The sequence below is a fragment of the Acinetobacter sp. YQ_14 genome (assembly GCF_043102985.1).
Classification (GTDB): Bacteria; Pseudomonadota; Gammaproteobacteria; order Pseudomonadales; family Moraxellaceae; genus Acinetobacter; species Acinetobacter venetianus.
The window spans coordinates 253,434-278,251 of sequence record NZ_JBICJJ010000023.1 but is presented as its reverse complement, the minus strand read 5'-3'; the positions used below and the strand labels follow the sequence as shown (position 1 = coordinate 278,251).

Genomic DNA, 24,818 nt, shown 5'->3' with positions numbered 1-24,818 from the left:
TAGGGGTAATGATGAATAAAATAGAACAAGTTGATGTGGTCATTATTGGTGCTGGTCCATCAGGAAGTTCGGCTGCAGCTTTGCTTAGAAAAAAAGGCTATGCGGTGACCATTATTGAAAAGCAATATTTTCCACGCTTTTCAATCGGTGAGTCTTTATTACCTCAGTGCATGGTATTTTTGGAAGAAGCGGGCTTGTTGGATACAGTTCGTGAACATGTGCAAACACATGCTTTCCAATTTAAAAATGGTGCAGCTTTCCTCTGTGGACATAAGCGGAGTCATTATAATTTTACTGAAAAGTTTAGTGATGGTCCTGGTACTACATGGCAAGTTCGTCGTGCTGACTTTGATAACTTGTTAGCTCAGCAAGCACAAGTAAATGGTGCTGATATTCGCTTTGGGCATGAAGTGATTGCTGTCGATGTGGATGTACAGCAGCCATTGTTAACTGTGTTAAATGAGCATCAACAACAATATCAGATTCAAGCTAAATTTTTATTAGATGCGAGTGGCTTTGGTCGAATTTTACCAAAGCTTTTAGATTTAGAAAGTCCTTCAGATTTTCCAGTTCGTCGAGCGCTCTTTACACATATTGAAGATGGAATTAATGATCAGGGCGATTTTGACCGTGAAAAGATTTTAATTACGGTACATGAAAAAGACCGCCGTGCATGGTATTGGTTAATTCCGTTTGCAGATGGACGTGCATCTTTTGGTGTTGTCGCTGAACAAGATTTCTTTGATCATTATCATGTCCAAGATGCAACACAAAATGAGCCTGAAGCCTTACTCAAACGAATCTTGGCTGATGATCCAAGTCTATCTAAGCTATTAGCCCAAGCCAGATTTGATACGCCTGTTAGAACATTGGTTGGTTACTCAGCAAATGTAAAGCATTTGGCGGGTTCTAATTATGCATTATTGGGTAATGCAGGGGAGTTTCTTGATCCTGTATTTTCTTCTGGTGTGACGATTGCATTAAAGTCTTCTAGTCTGGCAGTTCCTCTACTTGATCGTGTGTTGCAAGGCGGACACGTGGATTGGATGCAGGCGTATGAAATGCCATTACGCAAAGGGATTAACGTGTTCCGTGCTTATGTGGAGTCTTGGTATGAAGGGGAGTTTCAAGATGTAGTATTTTCAAGTAATCAAAATGAAAGTATACGTCGAATGATCTCTTCTTTATTGGCTGGTTATGCATGGGATGATCAGAATCCAATCTATAAAAATGCGAAACGACGGTTAGGGACTTTAGCTGAATATTGCCGTGAAGGCTTAGCACAAGAGCAAGCTTTAGAGATTTAATATGCAACGAATATGGATCGCTTTATTGTGTTGTAGCGTTTTAGGGGTAAGTGGTTGCCAGCTGACACCTCATGCACAGGGCTTGCAAAGCAGTCAGTGGGGCGCTCAACACTATCAAAGACAAGACCAAGTTGAAGTGCAATGGAAAGATAAGAGTTTTAGCTTTTTATTGTATCAACAACAGCAAGGACAGCAGCTTAGTTTTGTTGCGTTAGCTTTGACGGGCCAGCCTTTATTTCAACTCCAATTTGATGGTCAAATGGTTACGGTACAACAGCGAATTCCACAAATGCGTTTATTGCCGTTTGAGTTTGTCGTGCGCGACCTGCTATTTGCAACTTATCCAAGGTTTGATCAGCTGGGTCAACAGAACGTGAAAGTACAGTCCATAGAAAATCAACAGCAAGTTTTCATCGATGGAAAATCGATATTAAAGATTCAGAAGCAAGCAAATACGATTGAGTTAGATAATCTTCAAGTCCCTTATCGTATGACGTTAAGCCCAATTGAAAATACATTAAATACCGAGCAATCAGAATCAGCGGTGCAGCCATGAGTCAGACTATATCGAAAAAATCTCAATTCCAAGCGATTGGTATTCCTGTGAGTGTCGGTCTTTCTGCATTAGGTTCTACACCTATACACGTTCGTGGCCGACTGATTCAATCTGAAAATACCTTAAACTTAGAAACAGGTTTTTTAGCTGATCGTCCAGTTTGGGTGGGGCGCTATACTGAATCTTTGATCGAAAATATTCCTGATAATTTAAAAGCTTTTGATTCTCGAAATTTACGCTTTGCCTTGACTGCTTTGCAGAAGATTGAAACAGCGCTAAAGCTTGCTGTAGCAGAAATCAGTCCAAAACGATTGAGTATTGTGGTTGGAACATCAACGTCAGGAATTTCTGATAGTGAAACCTTACTTAAGCGATATTTCGAAGGAAATACAGCACTAGATATTTCGCATATACCACAAGAAATGGGATGTTTGAGCAAAGCATTGCAATCTTATTTGGGCTGGCAAGGCGCTGCTTATACAATTTCAACAGCGTGTTCTTCAAGTGCAAAGGCTTTTGCAGCAGGACAACGCCTGATTCAAGCGGATTTAGCCGATGCCGTGCTTGTGGGGGGCGTTGATACCTTATGTCAACTCACATTAAATGGCTTTAATAGTTTGGAAAGTCTCTCCGCTGACATATGCCAACCGTGTGGGGTAGATCGAGATGGAATTAATATCGGTGAAGCTGCAGCCTTATTTTTATTAACTAAAGATCAAGCACCGATCATGCTTTATGGTGTTGGTGAGTCGATGGATGCATGGCATATCTCAGCACCGCATCCAGAAGGTTTAGGCGCTGAAAAAGCAATGCAAATCGCGTTGGATACAGCAGATGTTTCATCCCAGCAAATTGGATATGTCAATTTGCATGGCACAGCAACACCTCAAAATGATGCAATGGAAATTAAAGCTGTTCGAAGGGTTTTCAAAGATGTGAATGTTCCTTTAAGTAGTACTAAGCATAAAACAGGTCATTGTCTAGGGGCGGCTGGTGCGATCGAAGCATTCATTTGTATGCAAGTGCTCAAAGATCAGGACTGGTTGCCATCCCATCAGCATACCAAGATTGATCCAGCGTTAGCAGATCAAAATTATGTACAGCAACAACAGCCTTCGACTGCGATTCAATATGTCATGAGTAATTCATTTGCCTTTGGTGGTAGCAATATCAGTCTATTATTTGGTGTAGGAAAATAAATGAAACTTGATGCAATTCAATATATTCCACATGAGCAGCCGATGGTATTCATTGACCATATTGTGGAAGCAAATGAGGGCTATGCGGTTGCTGAGTTGACCATTACACCAGAGTTAATGTTTTGTGAAAGTGATGGATTGCCAACTTGGGTAACTATTGAAATTATGGCGCAAACCATTAGTGCTTACTCTGGATGGAGAGGACAGCAATTACAGCAGGAACCTAAAGTTGGTTTCCTACTAGGGACACGTAAATTACAGTTACCTTTTGCATATTTTAAAATCGGTCAACTTTTGAAGATTCGGGTTGAACAACAGTATTTACATGAAGGCTTAGGGCAATTTTCTTGTGAGATTCACTGTGATGAGCATGTGATAAGTGCCATGTTAAGTGTGTATGAACCAACAGATCAATCGACATTAGCGTTATAAGTTTGGGAATAACAATGAGTAGAAGAATATTGGTGACGGGTTCAAGCCGTGGCATAGGTAAAGCAATTGCATTGCAATTAGCTCAGGCTGGGTTTGATGTCACGATTCATGCGCGTTCGCGTGAGGCAGAAGCGGCACAGGTGGTTGAACAAATTCAGCAACTAGGACGAAGCAGCCATTATTTACTTTTTGATGTGAATGCACGTGAATCGGTCAAAGCGATATTAGAACAAGATGTGGAACAACATAGTGCCTTTTATGGCGTTGTCTTGAATGCGGGTTTAACGCATGACGGGGCATTTCCAGCATTAACCGATAACGATTGGGATGAGGTGATTTCGACGTCATTGGATGGTTTCTATAACGTACTCAAACCTTTGATTATGCCAATGATTCATTTGCGCAAAGGTGGACGCATTGTGACGTTATCCTCTGTTTCGGGAGTCATGGGGAATCGTGGTCAAGTGAATTACAGCGCTGCAAAAGCAGGTTTGATTGGTGCAACCAAAGCTTTGGCTTTAGAACTTGCCAAGCGCAAAATCACCGTAAACTGTGTTGCTCCAGGTTTAATTGAAACAGAGATGGTGACAGAAGAAGTAAAACAACATGCCTTAAAAATGATTCCGATGCAACGCATGGGGCATGTGGATGAAGTGGCAAATGTCGTGAAATTCCTATGTTCTGATGATGCTTCTTATATCACTCGCCAAGTGATTTCGGTAAATGGGGGCTTAATTTAATGAAGCGTGTTGTTGTTACAGGAATGGCTGGGATTACCTCATTAGGTGAAACAGCGGATGAAATTTTTCTTAAGTTTCATGAAGGTAAAAGTGGTATTTGCTATATGCCTGATTGGGAACAGTATCCAGATCTCAGAACTAAACTTGCTGGTCCAGTGACTAATTTTCAGATCGCTAAACATTTTAATCGTAAAGTTACCCGTGGTATGGGGCGTGTTGCATTGATGTCGGTGATTAGTGCTGAAAATGCTTTGCAGGATGCTGGATTACTTGGCAATGATGTCTTACAAAATGGGGAGACTGGCGTTGCGTATGGCTCGTCTGCTGGGAGTGTTGATGCCGTTCGTGAGTTTGGCAATATGTTGATTGATCAGGATATGAGTAAGATCAATGCAACAACGTATATCCGCATGATGTCACATACTAGTGCTGTGAATATGACGGTTTACTTTGGTTTAAAAGGTTTAACCTTACCAACCTCAAGTGCATGTACATCAGGATCAATGGCAATTGGGCAGGCTTATGAAGCCATTAAATATGGCAAACAAACGGTAATGATTGCTGGTGGAGCAGAGGAGTTGAGTGCTGCTGGTGCTGCAGTTTTTGATGTTCTATTAGCAACCAGTGGGATGAATGATCAACCTGAAAAATCACCGCGTCCATTTGACAGTCAGCGAGATGGATTAGTGATTGGAGAAGGTGCTGGCTGTTTGATTCTTGAAGAATATGAGCATGCCAAACAGCGCGGCGCCAAAATTTATGCTGAGATTTTAGGCTATGCCAGTAATACTGATGGACAACATGTAACCAAGCCCGATACAGAGAGAATGGGGCAATGTATGCAAATGGCGCTTAAAGATGCTGCTTTAGATGCGAGTCAGATCGACTATGTGAATGCACATGGAACTTCAACTGATCAAGGTGACATTGCCGAAAGCCAAGCGACGGCTCGTATATTAGGCCGTAAACCTATCAGCTCACTCAAAAGCTACTTTGGTCATACTTTAGGTGCCTGTGGTGCAATTGAAGCATGGTTAGGAATCGAAATGATGCACCGTGGAGAATTAATTCCAACTTTGAATTTGGATGAAGTTGACCCACAATGTGGTGATTTAGATTATATTACTCAGCAAGTTAGAGTGAGCGATATCAATATTATGATGAGCAATAACTTTGCTTTTGGGGGAATCAATACCTCACTTATTTTTAAACGTGGAACATAAGAAGGGGCATAAGAATGTCAATTAAACAAATATTTTTAGCAGCAGTTTTAACAACAGGTTTTACAGCATCAGTTCATGCTGCGGATGCTGTACATCATTTTGATTTTAAATCAGCAGTTGATCGAGCTGTGGCTGATGGTACGTTAGATGGTTCCGTGAAGTTCTATTTGAAAGGGAATAAATCTGGCGGACGAGTTCTCGAAAAAGAAATTGTGACTAATCAAAAGACCAACGGTTTCGGAAAATCAGCTGAAAAAGCTTGTGACTGGGTGCTTCGTTCGGCACTTATTCAGTTGGATAAGGCTGCAAAAGCACGTGGTGCAAATGCTGTAACAAATATCGTAAGTTATTATAAAAAGAATGAAAATCAAAGCTCTACTACCTATGAATGTCATAAGGGCATGGCTGTGGCTGGCGTTGCTTTAAAAGGTGATATTGTTAAGTTCTAATTTTTGATTGAGTTGAGCCAATGATGACACGTGAGATTCAGTTGCATATACATGCTTTGGCTCAACTTTTAACTCAAACTAAATCAGACTTTCCTAGCTTTCGTGATTTTAATGTTTATAAAAAAGAACAGATTCAGGCGTATCGTAATCAGCTTTTAGCAAAGCAATTGAATTGTGATAAGAATACACTCATATTTTCTAAGCATGAGCATGGTAAACCTTTTTTATCATCTCACCATCTTCACTTTAATCACTCTCACAGTCATGAATATTATGCTTTGGTCATGAGTCAACAGGTGAAAGATATTGGTGTAGATGTTGAAGAATTAGGGCGGAAAATAAGATTTGATGCCTTTGCACAACATGCCTTTCATGTAGATGAATACAAAACTTGGCAACAGCAAGGACAAGACAGGGAATATTGGTTTAAGGTCTGGACAACCAAGGAAGCGATATTAAAAGCGTCTGGTTTGGGTATTCGTTTGGATTTAAATAGTTTGAATACAAACGTTCATCCTGAACAAAATGGAGGAATGTGTACTCATCCGATGATTGGAACATTTGCATATCAAAATTTTATTTTAAATCAGAATATTGTGGTAACAGTGGCTTGGCGTGCAGAGCCATCATGTCGAGGATTTCAGTTTCCACAAATTAAAATCAAACAAGATTAGAAATAAAAACCAGCATAAAAACGCCAGCATTAAGCTGGCATTTTTTGAATCATCATAAAGTTTAGATTTAAGGAATCTCTTCTTCATCAAATTCAGGTTTAACTTGTACAATGAAGTCTTGACGGTTCAAGCCACGCCATAAAGCAAATGCAGTACCGATATAAATCGAAGAATAAGTACCGACAAATACCCCTATAATCATAGCTAAAGAGAACCAGTGTAGACCATCACCACCAATGAAGAACATTGCAAGTACGACGAGTAATAATGTCATAGAGGTGTGAATCGTACGGCGTAAAGTCTCAGTTAACGCAATATCCACAATTTCAGTTGGTGTAGCGCCACGGATCTTACGGAAGTTCTCACGAATACGATCCGATACAACGATGTTATCGTTAAGTGAGAAGCCTATAATTGCTAAAACTGCAGCAAGTACGGTTAAGTCAAATGACCATTGGAATAAAGCAAATGCACCAAGGATAAGGATGATATCGTGGAATAACGACATCACAGCACCCATCGCGAGTTTAAACTCAAAGCGAATAGTGACGTAAACCAGCATTAAAAGTAATGCTAGTGCAACTGCACCCGCTGAACGAACATAAAGCTCGTTACCGACTGCACCACCCACCGCATCGACTTTATGTACTTCAACGGTATTGTTTGGTAGTTGGACAGCTGTAGTGATTGCATTACTCAAGTCTTCAACTTGCAGATCTTCTTGAACAGGCATACGAACGATCAGGTCAGTGTTACTTCCTAGCGTTTGTACAACCGCATCTTTAAAACCCGCTTTATCCAAGGCTTGAACAATTTGACTTGGTTGAACTGCTTGTTTGTAATTCAATTCAGCAGAAATACCACCAGTAAAGTCCAAACCTAAGTTCAAACCTTTCGTTACGATAAAGAAGATACTAGCAATCGTCAGTAAGATCGAGAAGATTGCAGCTGGTTTAGCAATCTTCATGAAAGGGATGATCTTTAAATCATCTGGACGACCGTATTGTTTTGAGTCTTGTTGAGTCAGATTTGTCATATCAATCTCCTTAAATGCTCAACTTCTTCAAATCACGACGTTTGCCATAAATGATTTGTACAATTGCACGAGTCACCGTAATCGCTGTAAACATTGAACAGACGATACCGATCATGAGGGTCACAGCGAAGCCTTTAATTGGGCCAGTACCGATTGCAAACAAGATGAATGCAACAAGGAATGTGGTTAAGTTCGAGTCAAAAATAGTGTTATAGGCTCGATCATAACCCGCGACAATCGCCTGTTTAGGCGAGGCGCCCCATAGAATCTCTTCTCGTATCCGCTCACAGATCAATACGTTTGCATCGACGGCCATACCAATGGTAATCACGATACCCGCAATACCCGGAAGGGTGAGGGAAGAGCCAATCCACGACATTACTGTAAGAATCATTGCAAGGTTAAATACCAATGCAAAGTTTGCGATCAAACCAAATACACGGAAGAACACAACCATCCAGATCGCAACCAGTAAGAAACCGATTTGCGTTGAAAGAACACCCTTATCAATGTTTTCTTGACCTAGACTAGGGCCAACTACGCGCTCTTCAACGAAGTACATTGGTGCAGCTAAAGCACCCGCACGTAACATTAATGCTAGTTCTGCTGCTTCTTGAGGTGAGTCAAGACCCGTGATTCGGAATTGTGAACCCAATACTGCTTGAATCGTTGCCGCATTAATCACGACAGATTCTGTATAAGGTGTACGAACTTCAGTTTGAGTACCAGTTTGTGGATCATTCACATAGCTAATCTTTTGTTTATTCTCAATAAACAAAACAGCCATGCGTTTACCAACTGCATTACGTGTCGCATCAGCCATCAGCTTACCGCCAGCGCTGTCTAAGGTAATATTTACCTCAGCACCACCAGAGTCTTGGCTAAAGCCAGAGCTTGCATTTTGGACGCGCTCACCCGTTAAGATACGGTTACGATTTAAAAGCAGTTGGCGACCACTGTCTAAAGATTCATAAGCAAAAACTTCAGTACCCGGAGGGAGTGGTTGACCATTATATTTTCCAGAATATGGATCAATATACTGATCATTACTATCAGAAACTAAACGGAACTCTAAGTTTGCAGTACGACCTAAGACACGTTTTGCTTCAGCAGTATCTTGAACACCCGGTAGTTCAACCACAATACGGTTATTACCTTGAGTTTGGACTAAAGCTTCTGCAACACCGAGTTCATTAATACGGTTACGTAAAGTCGTTAAGTTTTGGTTGACTGCATAAGACTGAATTTCCTGACGACGTGCATCAGAGTAAGTGAGTCTTAATGTTGCACCATTAGCCGTTGCAACTGATTGCTGAGTAAACTCATTACCGTTACGACGTAAGAAGTCTGCGGCAGCATCACGATCAGCACTATCCGCGAATTGAACCGTAATGGTGTTATTGTTTAAAGCAAGATTGTTAAATTTGATTTTGTTATCACGAAATTGACGACGCAGATCAGTCGCAGACGTTTCTAAACGTTGACTAATCGCTTTATCCATGTCGACTTCGAGCAAGAAATGTACACCACCACGTAAGTCCAAACCGAGTTTCATCGGCTTAGCCCCAATCTTTTGCAGCCATTCAGGTGTGGTTGGCGCAAGGTTGAGAGCAACCACGTAGTCATCACCTAAATCACGGCGTAACACTTCTTTCGCTTTTAACTGTGACTCAGTTGTGTCCAAACGTAATAAAGCCGCATTATTGGTGAAGCTATTATCATGACTGCTAATGTTGGCAGTTTTTAAAATCTGCTCAGCTTTTTGCACCACAGTTTGATCAATCTGAGTCCCTGCTTTTGCCCCTGAAATTTGGACAGCAGGTTCATCTGGATACAAACTAGGAAGTGCATATAACGTACTGACCACAAGAACAACAAGGATCAGTAAATATTTCCATGCAGGGTAACGCATTCGTTTTCTTCTTAAATGAAAAAGTCGTGCTAAGGCACGACTATTTTATGATTAAAGGTTATTTAGAGTGCCTTCAGGAAGTACTGAAATAACACTTGCACGTTGGATTTTTACATCAACACCACGGCTGAGTTCAACAACAGCGAAATCACCATCAATTTTAGTGATTCTACCCATTAAACCACCAGCAAAAACGATTTCACTGCCTACGCCTAAACTTTCAACTAAAGAACGGTGTTCTTTAGCACGTTTCGCTTGAGGTCTCCAGATCAAGAAGTAGAAGATTGCAACGAAAACAGCAATCATCAATATGTTAGCCATTAAGCTTGGACCTTGTGCTGCTGCAGGAGCGGCGTGAGCGGTAGAAATGAAAAAGCTCATTTTAATTTCCTAATCAAATAAAAGCGAAAAAATTAACAATAAATTCCAATTCGTTTTGCAATGTACCTTGTCTTGCGTTTAGGCGCAAATCTTGATGCATCAATCTTCAGGGCAAGGTGGAACTTCTAATCCACGACGAGCATAAAAGTCCTGAACATATTCATCAAAAGTGCCATTGTCCAATGCATCACGCATACCTTGTGTAAGGCGTTGGTAATAACGCAAGTTATGGATTGTGCCGAGCATAGATGCCAGCATCTCACCGCACTTCTCTAAATGATATAAATAGGCACGCGTAAAGTTTTTACAAGTGTAGCAATCACAATGTGGGTCTAAAGGCCCTTTATCATGGCGATATTTACTATTACGAATTCTTACCAGACCATCGGTGACAAAATAATGACCATTACGTGCGTTACGAGTTGGCATCACACAGTCGAACATATCGACGCCACGACGAACTGCTTCTACGATATCTTCGGGCTTACCTACACCCATCAAATAACGTGGTTTGTCATGTGGCATTTTATTCGGTAAATAATCAAGCACCTTGATCATTTCATCTTTTGGTTCACCAACAGATAAGCCACCAATCGCATAGCCATCAAATCCAACCTCTAAAAGACCTTTGAGCGACTCATCGCGTAAATCTTCATACATCCCACCTTGGATAATGCCAAATAACGCATTTTTGTTGTTCAGCTCATCATGGTGATGTGTTTTACAGCGTTTCGCCCAACGTAAAGAAAGCTGCAATGATTTTTGTGCTTCTTCATGGGTAGCAGGGTAAGGTGTACATTCATCAAAAATCATCACGATGTCTGAATTGAGTACCTGTTGGATCTCCATTGATATTTCTGGAGATAAGAACACTTTTGAACCATCGATAGGAGAGCGGAAAGTTACACCTTCTTCTTTGATTTTACGCATTGCACCTAAGCTGAATACTTGGAAGCCGCCTGAGTCAGTCAGAATCGGTTTATCCCATTTGATAAACTCGTGCAGACCGCCGTGCTCTTTGATGACTTCTAAGCCAGGACGTAAATACAAATGGAAAGTGTTGCCTAAAATAATTTGTGCCTGAATTTCTTCAATATCACGTGGCAACATGCCTTTTACAGTACCGTAAGTACCAACGGGCATAAATACAGGTGTCTCAACAACACCATGTTCTAAAGTGAGTCGACCACGACGGGCGCGCCCCGACTGACCTAATTTTTCAAATTGCATGACACCAATCCATCAAGGCGAAAAAACAGTTCGCTGATCAAAAACGGCTATTTTCCTTGATTATGGCGTGTAGTTCTACTACTAAATGTAGCCATAACCAAAAAATAAAAAAGCCAATTCAAGTGGAGGCTTAAATTGGCTTTAGAATGATGGGACTTGAGTTTAAAAATTTGGTTTATAGTCAAAATTTTCAGTCGCAAGATTATCCCTAAATGGGCGAATTTCTTTCTTCGATAATGTCAGTGTATTGATCAGGTTATTTGGGAAAACTTGGATGTGGTTGTTGAATAACTCAACATTACGGTTAAAGATTGTAATCGCAGCACCAACATTTTCGTTTTGCTCTTGAATGTCATCCATCATTTTGCTGTAAAGCGCATCAGCCTTTAACTCTGGATAATTTTCTACAACGACGTTGAGGCTACGGATGAGTTCTTTACTCATTTTTTCGATGCTTTGTAGTTGAGAAATATCAGTATCATTAACATTTAAATTAAGGATTTGCTGACGAAGCTCTGTAACTTTTTCTAAAGTTGATTTTTCAAATTGAGTATATTGCGCCAAGGTTGCTTCTAAAGCCTCTAAAGTTTTTACTTTTTGGCGTTCAAAGTTAGCAACCTCTGACCAAGCTCGTTTAGTGGCATTGAAGTAACGCACAATCGTATTGCGAATATTGATACCCCACACAATCAATACAACAAACATCCCCAAGAAAATGAGCAAGCCCATCATTGTCGTTCTCCTTATTGTTATTGCTATAAATCCGCTCTTTTGAAAATAGAGCAACTGTGTTGAAAACAGTGAAATGGATTTAGCGAATTAAGTTAAGCATGTGTTGCTGAAATTTTTGATATTGAGGCATGGTCATGGTGCGTAAATGACCGCGCAACGCCGGAATATCATGAACTTCGTCTCGTTTACTTGTGGTTTGAAAGAGGTCTTGTTCACCCACATAGCAAAGAATCTGCTCTTGATGATGATAAATTAAATCACCACTAAAATGTTGAAAAAAATCATTTAACTTGAGCGTCATACTTGGACCAACCTCTCTTGCGAGTTGATGTTGGTCGCATCCAAAAATATTGATTTTTCGGTTAATTAAAATATCGCTACTTTGCCAAGAACGCGTATACGGTTCAAAGAATCGTGAGCGTTGATTGCTTACAGCAATACCGAGTGCTGGCATTTGGAAGATGAATGCACCCCATAAGTCCTTTTCAATTTCTTTTACGATTTTTTTATCAGTATTACTATCCTGAAAAATAGGCATTTCACTGACATATTGATATTTAAACACTAAGACTTGATGTTCAATTTCACCATCATTCCATGTTGTAGAGGCGTAATAGGTGATTTCATTTGATTTATCCCCACGATTGAAAAGTGGGAAGTATTGCTTTAATCGACTGATAACCAATATCGGTTGTGCTTGGATTGGAAGGTATGCTGGAAGTTGTTGAAACTTTAATCCATAGCGTAAATCAATCATTCGTTGTTCAAGATAATGAATCACTTGTCTGAGTGGTTGTTGCGATTCATAAAGCAGATAGGCTAAAAATCCTGTGAAGAATGCACCTAAAAAGCTCCATATAAATTGGATATGTGGATGGAGAAAAAAGCCAAAAACTAAAGTGCTAATACTGGTAATGGCTAATAAATAGGGGAGTACATTAAAAAAACGGAGACTATGATCTTCTCGCCAAGGATGTAATTTATCTAATAACTCTTGATCACTATGAGACGTTTGTCCAGCTTCCCAAAGTCGAGCAATATTTCGAAAAACCTGTGCATTTTTTTTACGTCTGATATGTAAGGCTTCTTGTACTGTGTCGATCGGCATGGGATTAGTCGGTTCATTATAATAAATCTGTATGATTTAGATTATGCTTTAAATTTCAGAAACTAAGAAGTGTCTTAATCGTGCTTTTTATACTTGGCGAATTCATTAGAGTATATGGAGTTGTTTTTATTGTTCAGCTAAGTTGATCTATAAAACTCATCGTATTTATTCCGAAATAACTTAATTATTTCACTAGACTTATCTAGCTCCCAATCTTAGAAAGCTAGATAAGATGTGAATTTTATGAAATGTATTTTTGCAAATTTATAATTAGTTTTTTATTACTAAAGCAGAACTTCTTAAAATTTTGCTTGGTCAATCAACATCGCATCGCCATAACTAAAGAAACGATAACGTTGCTCAACAGCATGTTTATAAGCCGCTAGAATATTGTCGCGATTCGACAAAGCTGAAACCAACATCAATAAGGTCGATTCTGGTAAATGGAAGTTGGTAATCAAACGATCCACGATACAGAATTGATAGCCTGGGTAAATAAAAATTTGCGTATCGCCTGTCCAAGCGGCAATTTGTCCTTGATTTGCTTGTGCCGCACTTTCTAGGGCACGAGTTGCTGTTGTGCCTACCGCAATTACTTTATTTCCACGAGCTTTGGTTTCTAAAATCAAATCAATCGTTGCTTGTGGTACATCGCACCATTCACTATGCATAATGTGATTGGTAATGTCAGTTGTACGCACAGGCATAAATGTACCTGCGCCAACATGTAATGTCACAAAAGTTTTTTGCACACCTTTTGCAGCTAGTTTTTCCAATAAATCTTGGTCAAAGTGCAAACTTGCTGTTGGTGCTGCAACACTAGCAATTTTTTCAGGATCGTGAAAAACCGTTTGATAGCGTTCAGTATCAATGTCTTCAGCTTCACGATTGAAATATGGTGGAATCGGTAACTGTCCATATTGATCAAGTACAGATAAAATAGGTTGCGAAAACTTAACGACAAATAAGTTTTCATGGCGGCCTTGTACGGCTACAGGAACTGCATCATCACCAATATAAAGTTCTGCACCAGCTTTGGGTGAGTTGCTCGATTTAATATGGCAATGCGCTGTATGCGTATCCAACATACGTTCAACGAGGACTTCGATCGCACCACCTGTAGCACGTTTTCCTTTTAATCGTGCTTTCATGACCTTTGTATCATTGAGTACGAGTAAGTCTCCATCTTCCAATAGATCTAAAATATCGGTAAACGCGTGGTCGTGATACTGACCGTTTGCATCGATATGGAGTAGGCGTGATGCACTACGGCTATCTAGAGGATAGCGAGCAATAAGTTCATCTGGAAGATCAAAAGAAAAGTCGGAGAGTTGCATATTTTTCTTTACCACATATGAAAAAACCCCAAACTTTTAGTGCTAGTTTGGGGTTTTGAAATTCTGGTCCCGAGGGTCGGACTCGAACCGACACGTCATCTCTGACAGCGGATTTTGAGTCCGCCGCGTCTACCAATTTCACCACCTCGGGAAGAGTGCGATGCTTTGTGTTGCGTATATTACCTTGTTTAAATGTCTTGTCAATCATGTAAAGCTCGTAGTTGTTGAATTTTAGATCAATTGTTTCAGTTGGTATTGAAGAGTTTAAGTGATACCTATTTTCAGTTCTTTGTTTTAGAGAGATATTTTTAATGAAATTTCACGTTTTGTTGCGAATTGATTGATTCTACAATTGCGTTTTTTGTTAAAGTTTGTTAATACTAAGTGATAGTTTTCTCATTTTTTTAAATAAAACGTAAACAACGGTATAACGATAATATTCGAGAGGCGTGCATGGCTATTCAATTATTAGAATTACAGCAAGCCGAAAAGCTAAGTGCTTGTAAACTATCTCTTTCTATGGGTCTTAACTCAGACCAAAACACGCTTGAACAATTCTTACAATTTAACCGCAAGTTGATGCAGACTAGTACAGCTTTACTCGCCTTTCACCAAGAACCTTATTTATGGCATCGCTGTTCAGAAAAATTAAAAGCAATTGATACCGCGAAAATCACAAAAAGTTTAAATACGTTATTTGTCAACGATGATCTGATTGACCATTCACATTCACAATATCCAACATTGATTGGTTTTCTCAATGCATTGAAATGCAAGGCGGAATCAGCCATCGCAGTACATTTGCGACATTCTGACCAAACATCTTTAGGTTATCTCATTCTACTTGATACAAAAGTATTGGAATTTACTGAAACGCAAAAACAACTTCTTCAAGAACATTGCAAAAACTTTATGCAACAGCTTGAGTTAAAGCTAAATCATGATGAATTAAAAGAATTATATGAACAAGAATCTGCATTAAATTTTAGTAAAACTAAGTTTTTCTCGATCATTTCCCATGACTTACGTGCACCATTTCATGGTCTCTTGGGCTTCTCTGAAATTTTAGCCAAAGAACGCGAAACTTTGGATGAGTCTAGTATTCAAAATATTGCTGACTACCTCTATGACACATCACAGTCCACTTACAACTTATTGGAAAGTTTGTTGAATTGGGCGATGGCCGAAGGCGGGCGTTTTGTTTATCACCCAATTAATTTTAAATTACGACAGATCACAGATATTGTGACGGATATTTTAAAAACCTTAGCTTTGAAGAAAAATATTCAACTGATTAATCAAGTAGATGAAAACCTAAAAATCTATGCTGATATGAATATGATCACTTCTTTGATTCAAAATCTTGTGTCAAATGCGTTGAAATTTACGGATATTGATGGTTCTGGAAAAGTTTACATCCAAGCCCAAAATAAAGGTGAAATGGTCGAGATTAGCGTAAAAGATTCTGGTTTGGGCATGACCGATGAGCAAATACAAAATCTATTTCAACCACGTATCACCATGAGTTTCAAAGGTACGGCTGGCGAGAAAGGTGCCGGTTTAGGTTTGTCTTTGTGTAAGCGTTTTGTTGAACTCAACCATGGTGAGATTGATGTGGTTTCTAAGGATGGTGAAGGGACAACATTTAAAGTGACATTGCCTGCTGAGCGTGAACACGTTGATTTATGTACAGATCAACATAAAAGTAAAGCAAAATTAGCCTAAAGAGATTTTAAACATAAGCTTGTAACTGATATAACTAAACACGATGAGATGACATCGGTAGAGCCTTTTTATATGAATGCGGAACAGCTACAAAAAACCTTAGTTGCAAGTCAGTATGCAGAACAAGTTTTAAACCTATACCAGTCACAACTAGAACAAGATTATTCAGAAGATCAATTTCTTTGCTCGTTGTCTACACAAAGCATCCATCAAAAAGTCCAAGAAACTGTTGCAGAGATCAATGATGAACAGGTATGGATGAAAGCGCTACGTATCCTAAGAGCGCGTTTGATGTTTCGTTGGATTTGGCAGGATGCTAACCAGCTTACCGATGTGGTGACCTTAACCCGTGAATTATCTGATTTTGCCGATGCGAGCATTTGTGCCGCAAAAGCATTTGCACGTATCCCACTTGTTGCCAAGCATGGAGAACCAATCAGTTATGAGGGGCAAGTTCAAGACCTGATTGTTATCGGGATGGGGAAATTAGGTGCACAAGAACTTAATCTTTCAAGTGATATTGATCTTATTTTTGCCTTCGATGAACAAGGTGAGACCAATGGTCGAAAATGCATAGATGTACAACAGTTCTGTATTTTATGGGGGCAGAAACTGATCTATTTACTCGACCATATTACCGCAGATGGTTTTGTATTCCGTGTAGATATGCGCTTACGTCCTTGGGGCGATGGTTCTGCGCTCGCGATTAGCTATATGGGTTTAGAAAAATATTTGAGCCAGCACGGACGTGAATGGGAACGCTATGCTTGGATCAAGGCAAGGGTTATCACTGGCGGTAAAGCAGGTGCTGACTTGATGGAAATGGCACGTCCGTTTGTGTTTCGCCGCTATGTAGATTATTCAGCATTTGCTGCGATGCGTGAAATGAAAGCCATGATCGAACGTGAGGTCATGCGTCGTAATATTGAGGATGATATTAAACTCGGTGCAGGAGGCATTCGCGAAATTGAGTTCATTGTACAGGTCTTCCAATTGATTTACGGTGGTTCAAAACGTGAATTACAAGATCGTCAATGTTTAGCGAATTTGCATCATTTAGGTGAAGCAGAACTCTTAGACCAACAATCCGTTGATGATTTGGAAGATGCTTACCTGTTTTTAAGACGTGTTGAGCATGCAATTCAAGCGCTGAATGATCAGCAAACACAATCATTACCAACTGAGCCTGAGTTAAGGCAGCGCATGTTAGATACGCTTGGTTTTGTGGATTGGACTGCCTTCATTAATGTGTTGAATCAGAAGCGAGATAAAGTCAAAGTACAGTTTAAGCAATTAATTCAAGAAAAAGAATTTTCAGAACCGATTGATGATTTTGTAAAACTTGAGCAGAAATTAGATGCTGTACTAGATGACGATGCAAAGAACCTCATTCAAAACTTTTGGCATGGGCAAGCATTAAGGAAAATTCCTGCCAGTGCTTTAGAGCGATTGAAAAAGTTTTGGCCGCATTTGATTGAAGCGATTTTACAGTCAGATCAACCGCAAATGGCACTGTTAAGATTGATGCCATTAGTCGAATCAGTGCTGCGTCGAACGGTATATCTAGTCATGCTGATGGAAAGCCGAGGTGCTTTACAGCGTCTAGTGAAAATGGCAACAGTAAGTCCTTGGATTTGCGAAGAATTGGCGCAATATCCTGTGTTGCTGGATGAGTTTTTATCGATGGATTTCGGATTACCTCAACGGCAGGATTTAGAAGATTCTTTACGTCAGCAATTACTTCGTATTGAAATTGATCAAGTCGAAGATCAGATGCGTGTACTCCGCTTATTTAAGAAGAGTAATGTGCTGACTGTCGCGGCGAGCGATGTACTTGCAGAAAGCCCATTGATGAAAGTGTCTGATGCACTTACAGATATTGCTGAAGTGAGTGTGCAGGCGACTTTAAATTTAGCCTATGAATCAGTCGCACAGCGACATGGCTATCCTGTGAGTACGACAGGAGCGCGCTGTAGCTTGGATGCAAAAGGTTTTGCTGTGATTGGTTATGGCAAGCTCGGTGGAATCGAACTGGGCTATGGCTCAGATTTGGATTTAGTCTTCATTCATGCTTTTGAAGAACAAGCTGAAACGGATGGTCGAAAGAGCATCAGTAGTGCTGAGTTTGCGATCCGTGTTGCACAGAAATTCATGTCACTCATGACAACCCAAACCTTAGATGGTCGTGTGTACGAAATTGATACACGTTTAAGGCCGTCAGGAGAGGCGGGAATGTTGGTGACCAGTCTAAAAGCATATGAGCAGTATCAACAAAAAAGTGCTTGGTTATGGGAACATCAAGCCCTTGTCCGAGCGCGCTCAATCGCAGGTGAGGCAATGCTTTGCCAGCAGTTTGAAGAAGTTCGTTGTCAGATCCTGACACAAGTCCGTGATGAAAATGAAGTTCGTGAAGAAGTGTTAAAAATGCGCCAGAAAATGAAAGATCATTTGGGTTCATCTTCTGAACAAAAAAAACATGGGATTTTTCATTTAAAACAGGACTCAGGTGGTATCGTTGACATTGAATTTATGGCACAGTATGCAGTGCTTGCATGGAGTGGGACGAATCCTGATCTCGCCCATTTTTCCGACAATGTAAGAATTTTAGAAGATGCTGCTCAAGCAGGCTGCTTATCAAGTGAAGATGCCTCAGCATTGATACATGCTTATCTCCGTGAACGAGCTGAGAGCCACCGTTTAGCACTTGCAAATCAATCCATGCAAGTTAATGCTGCGGACTGGCACGATACCCGCGAGATCGTTTGCAAGTTATGGCAAAGGTTAATTGATCCAAGCGCAACAATTGCATTGGATAGTGAATGATTGTGTAGTAAAAGTTTGGAGTATGCGCCGTGAATTTGGCTGATCGTGATGGTTTTATTTGGCAAGATGGAAAAATGGTTGATTGGCGTGATGCAAAAATTCACGTCTTAACACATACTCTGCATTACAGTATGGGGGTTTTCGAAGGCGTCCGTGCTTATGAAACCCCAAATGGAACAGCAATCTTTCGCTTACAAGATCATACAAAGCGCTTATTAAATTCTGCAAAAATTTATCAAATGAATGTTCCATTTGATCAAGCGACTTTAGAACAAGCACAAATTGATGTCGTGCGTGAAAATAAGTTAGCTTCTTGTTACCTACGTCCATTGATTTGGATTGGTTCTGAAAAATTAGGTATCGCTGCAACTGAAAATACTGTTCATGCTGCTGTTGCTGCATGGGGCTGGGGTGCTTACCTTGGTGAAGAAGCGATGGCTCGTGGCATTCGCGTTAAAACATCTTCGTTTACGCACCATCACCCAAACGTGACGATGTGTAAAGCAAAAGCATGTGGTAACTATACAGTCTCGATCTTGGCTCACCAAGAAGTTGCTCGTGCGGGTTATGATGAAGCGATGTTGCTTGATCCACAAGGTTTTGTCTGCCAAGGTGCTGGTGAAAACGTATTCTTGATCAAAGATGGCGTATTACATACTCCAGATTTGGCAGGTGGTGCACTTGAGGGGATTACCCGCCAAACAGTGATTACGATTGCCAAAGATCTTGGTTATGAAGTCGTTGAGCGTCGTATTACGCGTGACGAATTCTATATTGCTGATGAAGCATTCTTTACAGGTACGGCTGCTGAAGTTACGCCTATCCGTGAATATGATGACCGTGAAATTGGTTGCGGTTCTCGTGGTCCTATCACAACAGTAATTCAAAAAACATTCTTTGATGCTGTTCAAGGTCGTAATGATAAATATGCAGATTGGTTGACTTATATCAAATAAATGACTGAAATGTTGAAAAAAGCGAAGCATAGGCTTCGCTTTTTTATTGCTGGTTTGTCAAAAGATTGCAATTAAACCATCATCAATCTTTCATTTTAGTTGATTACGGTGTCTCTAAGTCGAATAAAAAATAGAGATCGAATGAAAATTACTGTCGTTGGTGCGGGTTATGTAGGTCTATCGAATGCCTTATTATTTTCCAAACAACATGATGTGATTGTACTAGATATAGATAAAACACGGGTAAAGAGCATTAACCAAAAAGTGTCACCTATCAGTGATACTTGTATCCAAAACTACTTAACTGAAGCCAGCATTGAGGCTACATGCGATAAAGAATTTGCTTATCAAAATGCAAAACTCATTATCATCGCAACACCCACCAACTATAATCCTGAAACCAATTATTTTGATACTTCAAGTATCGAAGCGGTCATTGATGATATCCAAAAAATAAATCCAAAGGCGTTGATGATTATCAAATCGACGGTGCCTGTTGGTTATACCAAAGAGATTTCTAAAAAGTTAAAGCTTAAAAACCTCATTTTCTCCCCAGAATTTTTAAGGGAAGGGCAAGCCTTACAAGACAACTTATATCCTTCGCGAATTATTGTGGGCGAAAAGTCAAAACGCGCTGAAAAGATTGCCAAGTTATATTTGAAAGCGACGGTAGAAAAGAACGCCGTGTTATTGTGTGTGGATTCTACCGAAGCTGAAGCAATTAAGCTTTTCTCCAATACTTATTTGGCCATGCGTGTCGCTTTCTTTAATGAGCTTGATACGTACTGTATAAAAAACAAATTAAGTGCTTTGGATATTACGACTGGGGTTGGTTTAGATCCTCGGATTGGTGATCATTACAATAATCCATCCTTTGGTTATGGTGGCTATTGCTTACCTAAAGATACTAAGCAGTTGTTGGCGAATTATCACGATACACCTCAGGAATTAATCTCCGCGATCATTCGCTCAAATCAGACCCGTAAACAGGCGATTATTGCGGATATTTTAAGCCGAAAAGTCTCTTGCGTTGGAATCTATCGACTGACGATGAAAGCTGATTCTGATAATTTTAGAGAGTCTGCTGTGCATGATGTACTACAAGGTTTAGCCGATGAGGGAATCCGCGTTGTGATTTATGAGCCAACCTTGGATGTGAAAGAGTATCTAGGTCATCCTGTTATTTCGAGCTTACAAAAATTTAAAGCAATGTCAGATTTGATTATCGTAAATCGAATGGTACCGATGTTCTGTGATGTGATGGAAAAAATTTATACCAGAGATTTATTTGGCATTAATTAAGCTTTCTCAATTTTGATTAAGTTTTTATTTGTATAGTCTGTTGGTGAAATACCGACAGACTATAAGGGTTTGACGAATTAATAATAAAAAATAATATAAGGTCTATGCTAAGATAGCCTCACATTCAGTGCATATTATTTTTTCGCTTTGGCTACCAAATGCTTGAGCAAAATAATATCTAAGGCATTAAGGTTAGCAGATGGTAGACATTCAACAAAATTCGGCAACTCATGAAGACAATGTTATTTTGTGCATGAAATGGGGAACCAAGTATGGCGCAGAATATGTCAATCGTTTATACAACATGGTTAAACGTCATCTTACTTTGCCTTTTAAAATGGTTTGTCTAACAGACCGCACTGAAGGAATTGATCCTAATATCCAATGTTTTCCGATTCCATCACTTGATCTGCCTGAGGGTAGCCCTGAGCGTGGTTGGAATAAACTTTCAACTTTTGAACCTGATCTTTATGGCTTAAAAGGTAATGCGCTTTTTCTAGACTTGGATGTGGTGATTGTCGATAACATCGATTGTTTCTTCCAAGAAAAAGGTGAGTTTTTGGTGATTCATGACTGGAAACGACCTTGGCGTATTACAGGAAATAGTTCAGTTTACCGTTTTAAACTAGGTGCTTTCCCTGAAATTCTGCCGTATTTCCGTGAACACTTTGATGAGGTTCGCCAAAAATTCCGTAATGAACAAGAGTACCTCTCTTGGTTTGTGCATAAAGAAGGTAAGCTGAGTTATTGGAACAAAGACTGGTGTAAAAGTTATAAATATCACTGCTTACAAAAGATTCCATTGGCTTATTTCAAACCACCTGTAAAACCTCAAAATGCCAAAATTATTATTTTCCATGGTGAAATTAATCCGCCTGATGCAGTCAGTGGTGGTGGTGGTAAGTGGTATCGCTATGTACTGCCATCGGACTGGATTAAAGATGCTTGGCAATAAGCCTTAATCATATTGGAAAAGGTCGAGTTTGATTTATGAAAGATAGCGTGCAAGCGATTGATATTGTTATTGCTTGGGTGGATGGTAATGACATCAATTTAAAAAACAAACGCCGAAAGTTCATGAATCAAGCTGAGCCTTCTAATGCTTTAGAAGATACCCGCTTTGCCAGTAATGATGAAATTTATTTTTGTATTGCTTCAATCCTAAAGTTTGTTCCTTATAGCGGAACAATTTATGTGGTCACTGATCAACAGCAACCGAAATGGTTGGATCAGTTTGAACAGCAAGGGCTTTGTGAAGCTGGAAAGATTAAGATTATTGACCATCGTGAAGTGTTTAATGGCTATGAGTCAGCTTTGCCGACGTTTAATTCATTAAGTATCGAAAGTATGTTGTGGAATATTCCTGATATTTCTGATTACTTTATTTATCTCAATGATGATTTCTTTTTTAATCAAGCGTCACATCAGCAGGACTTTTTAGTTGATGATCAGATGGTTATTTACGGTCATTGGCAGAGTAATTTCGTAAAAAAAGTTAAATATCTACTGCGAAAATTTGTACAAAATAAGTTTGGGAAAATTGCCCAGCCTAAATACTCTATGGCTCAAATGCTCAGTGCAGACTGTGTTGGACTCAGTCGTTATTATGAAATTCATCATCGTCCGCATATTTTAAGTAAAGCGCTTTTAGCGAATTATTTCGGACAACATCCATTATTCTTACAGCAGCAAATTCGCTTTAAATTTAGAAATATTGATCAGATTTTACCTGTAGGGCTATCTAATCATTTGGCTATACAAAATAATCAAGCGATCTTGAAAGATGATGTTGAGATTGCCTATTTGAAAGATGGGCGAGACTTAGAGCCTTTTATTCAAGCTTTATCTAACGAACATATTAAATTTGGTTGTATTCAAAGTTTAGATCAATTAGAACAGCGTGATGAGCTGCGTATTCGTCATGCACTTGTTGATAAATTTAGAGAAGTTTTGCCTAGTCAAATCCAACCAACTATTGCAGGATAAGCGAAGGAAAATTAAATGAAAGTCGTTACTTATCTTATAAATCTAGACGGTAGTGATCAACGTTTAGCAAGTGCAACTGAGCAATTGCAACAAGCAAATTGGGAGTTTACTCGTTTTCCTGCTTATGATGGACGTGGTAAAGCATTATCCGAGTTTAAAAATTATGATGATGCAAAGGCTCAGGAAATTTTAGGGCGTAGCTTAATTAGTTCAGAGTTGGGTTGTTATCTGAGTCATTATGGCTGTGCTGAAAAATTCTTGCAGACCGATGCAGATTATCTTGTTGTTCTCGAAGATGATATTCAAGTCTTGCCTGATTTTAAACAGAAAGTAGAGACATTATTAAATTACCTTGATGAGCATAAGGCGCTTGATTGGTATGTGGTCAATATTGCCGCTAAAAAGAAAAAATTAGCGAAAGATATTTTACAGATCGACAGTTTTAACTTGTGGCATGCTTATTATTTTCCGATCCGTGGTGTAGGTTTGATTTGGTCTAGACGTGGTGCTGAAGAATTTGTACGCTTAGGTAAAACCATGCAGGTTCCAGTCGATATCTTTTTCCAAAGCTGGTTAAGTAAAAATGGTAAAGGCCTAGGCGTGTGGCAGCCATTTGTTCAACCAGCAGGATTAGATAGTGATATTTTAGGCACAGTTGCGGCGCAAGGCATTAAACGAAAAGAGCTAGAAAATCGTAGCTTTTCGCATGGACTCAAAAAGCAAAAACGCATGTGGCGAGATCGTTATTATGCTTTTAAACATTTGATCTCTTAATACTGTTCGAAACTGAGCAATTTTATGAAAGTCTTTAAAAAATTATTCTATCTCTTAAAGTTTTATACGATGTATGCGAATAAAAAACGGGATATGAATGATGTCATAGACAATTATGCAGATATTATTGTTCTGAATCCGACAGAGAAAAATGCCATTATTCCTAAAATCATTTGGATGTACTGGGAGGGTGTATTACCACAGTTCGTAGAGAAATGTGTCGAAAATATTAGAACAAAAAATCCTGACTATGTTGTGAACTTTTTAACGCCTGATAATGTTAAAGCATTTTGCGACATTGACTATCGCCGTTTAGCACATGCGACACCTCAGCAAAAGGCTGATCTCATCCGTTTTGACCTCATTTATCAATACGGTGGAATTTGGTTGGATGCCAGTACGATTGTTTATGAAAATCTTGGTTGGATACAACAGCTTGTTACTGAGAATCAAACCAATAGTTTTGCATACTACCGTAAAAAAAATACGACTTGCCCAAATTTCCCAGTTTTAGAAAATTGGTTATTGGCGAGTTCGGCAAAGAATGTCTTTTTTAAGTATTGGTTTGATGAGTTGTCTAAGGCGATTGAAATTACACCAAAGCTGTATATTCAAAAAATTAAAGAAAATGATGCAGATTATCAGGACTTGTTCCAAGAAATCGGTCGTTTGGAATATCTTGTGGCATATGTTGCCTGCCAAAAAGTTATGCGTAACGCTCTTCCAAGTATGACATTGATCAACTGTGATCGAAATGCTTTCTTCTATCAAGTGAAAAATAAGTGGGTGAAAGAAAAAGTATTGATTGATTTTGCAATCAATTATCCGCCTGCTGATATGCCGAAGCTGATCAAATTGGCTGGTAAAGAAAGAGGAATCTTGAGCCGTTATTATGCGAAAGCAATGTATTTTAACGACTCATTCATCGATATTTAA

Annotated in this window: 23 protein-coding genes and 1 tRNA gene; 16 read left to right on the top strand and 8 right to left on the bottom strand. The window is 39.4% G+C overall.

Translation table 11 applies throughout. The annotated features are described in order from the left end of the window. Window positions 1–11: 11 nt before the first annotated feature. From ACF8D3_RS12835 to ACF8D3_RS12800, 8 genes are read left to right on the top strand one after another with little or no spacing between them, the layout of a single operon-like run. Window positions 12–1,307, top strand: coding sequence for an NAD(P)/FAD-dependent oxidoreductase (locus tag ACF8D3_RS12835; RefSeq protein WP_392471744.1), 1,296 nt, complete (start codon window positions 12–14; stop codon window positions 1,305–1,307). A gap of 1 nt (window position 1,308) precedes the next feature. Beyond that, complete coding sequence (locus tag ACF8D3_RS12830) at window positions 1,309–1,863, top strand: DUF3261 domain-containing protein (protein ID WP_004877369.1); 555 nt, start codon at window positions 1,309–1,311, stop codon at window positions 1,861–1,863. Next, on the top strand, window positions 1,860–3,062 hold the full coding sequence (locus tag ACF8D3_RS12825) for a beta-ketoacyl-[acyl-carrier-protein] synthase family protein (RefSeq protein ID WP_392471743.1): 1,203 nt from the start codon (window positions 1,860–1,862) through the stop codon (window positions 3,060–3,062). Before ACF8D3_RS12830 ends, ACF8D3_RS12825 begins: the two co-directional genes overlap by 4 nt. Continuing rightward, complete coding sequence (locus ACF8D3_RS12820) at window positions 3,063–3,494, top strand: 3-hydroxylacyl-ACP dehydratase (protein ID WP_392471741.1); 432 nt, start codon at window positions 3,063–3,065, stop codon at window positions 3,492–3,494. 14 nt (window positions 3,495–3,508) lie between these two features. Continuing rightward, entirely contained in the window at window positions 3,509–4,234 is a 726-nt protein-coding gene (locus ACF8D3_RS12815) for a 3-ketoacyl-ACP reductase FabG2 (protein WP_257735930.1), read from the top strand. Beyond that, window positions 4,234–5,457: a beta-ketoacyl-ACP synthase gene (locus ACF8D3_RS12810; protein WP_007482676.1), complete on the top strand. Its 1,224-nt coding sequence runs from the start codon at window positions 4,234–4,236 to the stop codon at window positions 5,455–5,457. Before ACF8D3_RS12815 ends, ACF8D3_RS12810 begins: the two co-directional genes overlap by 1 nt. A gap of 14 nt (window positions 5,458–5,471) precedes the next feature. Then, complete coding sequence (locus ACF8D3_RS12805; RefSeq protein WP_004877358.1) at window positions 5,472–5,906, top strand: hypothetical protein; 435 nt, start codon at window positions 5,472–5,474, stop codon at window positions 5,904–5,906. 20 nt (window positions 5,907–5,926) lie between these two features. Beyond that, the gene (locus ACF8D3_RS12800; protein ID WP_007482674.1) at window positions 5,927–6,580 is read left to right on the top strand and encodes a 4'-phosphopantetheinyl transferase superfamily protein; all 654 of its coding nucleotides are present in this window, start codon (window positions 5,927–5,929) and stop codon (window positions 6,578–6,580) included. Between the two features lie 67 nt (window positions 6,581–6,647). Here ACF8D3_RS12800 and secF read toward each other — a convergent pair whose 3' ends face one another. The 8 genes from secF to ACF8D3_RS12760 form a co-directional block, all read right to left on the bottom strand. Beyond that, a complete protein-coding gene (gene secF, locus ACF8D3_RS12795; protein WP_004877351.1) occupies window positions 6,648–7,616 on the bottom strand; it encodes a protein translocase subunit SecF in 969 nt (322 codons plus the stop codon). Window positions 7,617–7,626: 10 nt separating this feature from the next. After that, on the bottom strand, window positions 7,627–9,528 hold the full coding sequence (gene secD, locus ACF8D3_RS12790) for a protein translocase subunit SecD (protein ID WP_004877349.1): 1,902 nt from the start codon (window positions 9,526–9,528) through the stop codon (window positions 7,627–7,629). Window positions 9,529–9,579: 51 nt separating this feature from the next. Next, the gene (yajC, locus tag ACF8D3_RS12785; protein WP_004877347.1) at window positions 9,580–9,909 is read right to left on the bottom strand and encodes a preprotein translocase subunit YajC; all 330 of its coding nucleotides are present in this window, start codon (window positions 9,907–9,909) and stop codon (window positions 9,580–9,582) included. Window positions 9,910–10,008: 99 nt separating this feature from the next. After that, window positions 10,009–11,139: a tRNA guanosine(34) transglycosylase Tgt gene (tgt, locus tag ACF8D3_RS12780; protein WP_019383704.1), complete on the bottom strand. Its 1,131-nt coding sequence runs from the start codon at window positions 11,137–11,139 to the stop codon at window positions 10,009–10,011. 162 nt (window positions 11,140–11,301) lie between these two features. Then, window positions 11,302–11,871: a LemA family protein gene (locus tag ACF8D3_RS12775; protein WP_392471739.1), complete on the bottom strand. Its 570-nt coding sequence runs from the start codon at window positions 11,869–11,871 to the stop codon at window positions 11,302–11,304. Window positions 11,872–11,950: 79 nt separating this feature from the next. After that, on the bottom strand, window positions 11,951–12,979 hold the full coding sequence (locus tag ACF8D3_RS12770) for a hypothetical protein (protein WP_392471737.1): 1,029 nt from the start codon (window positions 12,977–12,979) through the stop codon (window positions 11,951–11,953). Between the two features lie 299 nt (window positions 12,980–13,278). Continuing rightward, window positions 13,279–14,316: a tRNA preQ1(34) S-adenosylmethionine ribosyltransferase-isomerase QueA gene (queA, locus tag ACF8D3_RS12765; RefSeq protein WP_392471736.1), complete on the bottom strand. Its 1,038-nt coding sequence runs from the start codon at window positions 14,314–14,316 to the stop codon at window positions 13,279–13,281. Window positions 14,317–14,380: 64 nt separating this feature from the next. Further along, window positions 14,381–14,467: transfer RNA gene (locus tag ACF8D3_RS12760), tRNA-Leu, on the bottom strand. A gap of 302 nt (window positions 14,468–14,769) precedes the next feature. Here ACF8D3_RS12760 and ACF8D3_RS12755 point away from each other — a divergent pair. The 8 genes from ACF8D3_RS12755 (at window position 14,770) to ACF8D3_RS12720 (ending at window position 24,818) form a co-directional block, all read left to right on the top strand. Next, complete coding sequence (locus tag ACF8D3_RS12755) at window positions 14,770–16,041, top strand: sensor histidine kinase (RefSeq protein ID WP_392471735.1); 1,272 nt, start codon at window positions 14,770–14,772, stop codon at window positions 16,039–16,041. A 72-nt stretch (window positions 16,042–16,113) separates the two neighbouring features. Then, window positions 16,114–18,864: a bifunctional [glutamate--ammonia ligase]-adenylyl-L-tyrosine phosphorylase/[glutamate--ammonia-ligase] adenylyltransferase gene (gene glnE / locus ACF8D3_RS12750; RefSeq protein WP_392471734.1), complete on the top strand. Its 2,751-nt coding sequence runs from the start codon at window positions 16,114–16,116 to the stop codon at window positions 18,862–18,864. Window positions 18,865–18,893: 29 nt separating this feature from the next. Next, window positions 18,894–19,820, top strand: a complete 927-nt coding sequence (locus ACF8D3_RS12745; RefSeq protein ID WP_004877335.1) for a branched-chain amino acid transaminase — start codon at window positions 18,894–18,896, stop codon at window positions 19,818–19,820. A 141-nt stretch (window positions 19,821–19,961) separates the two neighbouring features. After that, window positions 19,962–21,122: a nucleotide sugar dehydrogenase gene (locus ACF8D3_RS12740; RefSeq protein WP_392471733.1), complete on the top strand. Its 1,161-nt coding sequence runs from the start codon at window positions 19,962–19,964 to the stop codon at window positions 21,120–21,122. 199 nt (window positions 21,123–21,321) lie between these two features. Further along, entirely contained in the window at window positions 21,322–22,077 is a 756-nt protein-coding gene (locus ACF8D3_RS12735; protein WP_004877331.1) for a hypothetical protein, read from the top strand. A 35-nt stretch (window positions 22,078–22,112) separates the two neighbouring features. Beyond that, a complete protein-coding gene (locus ACF8D3_RS12730; RefSeq protein WP_392471732.1) occupies window positions 22,113–23,108 on the top strand; it encodes a Stealth CR1 domain-containing protein in 996 nt (331 codons plus the stop codon). 15 nt (window positions 23,109–23,123) lie between these two features. Further along, complete coding sequence (locus ACF8D3_RS12725) at window positions 23,124–23,882, top strand: glycosyltransferase family 25 protein (RefSeq protein ID WP_257735984.1); 759 nt, start codon at window positions 23,124–23,126, stop codon at window positions 23,880–23,882. A gap of 24 nt (window positions 23,883–23,906) precedes the next feature. Further along, window positions 23,907–24,818: a glycosyltransferase family 32 protein gene (locus tag ACF8D3_RS12720; protein WP_392471730.1), complete on the top strand. Its 912-nt coding sequence runs from the start codon at window positions 23,907–23,909 to the stop codon at window positions 24,816–24,818.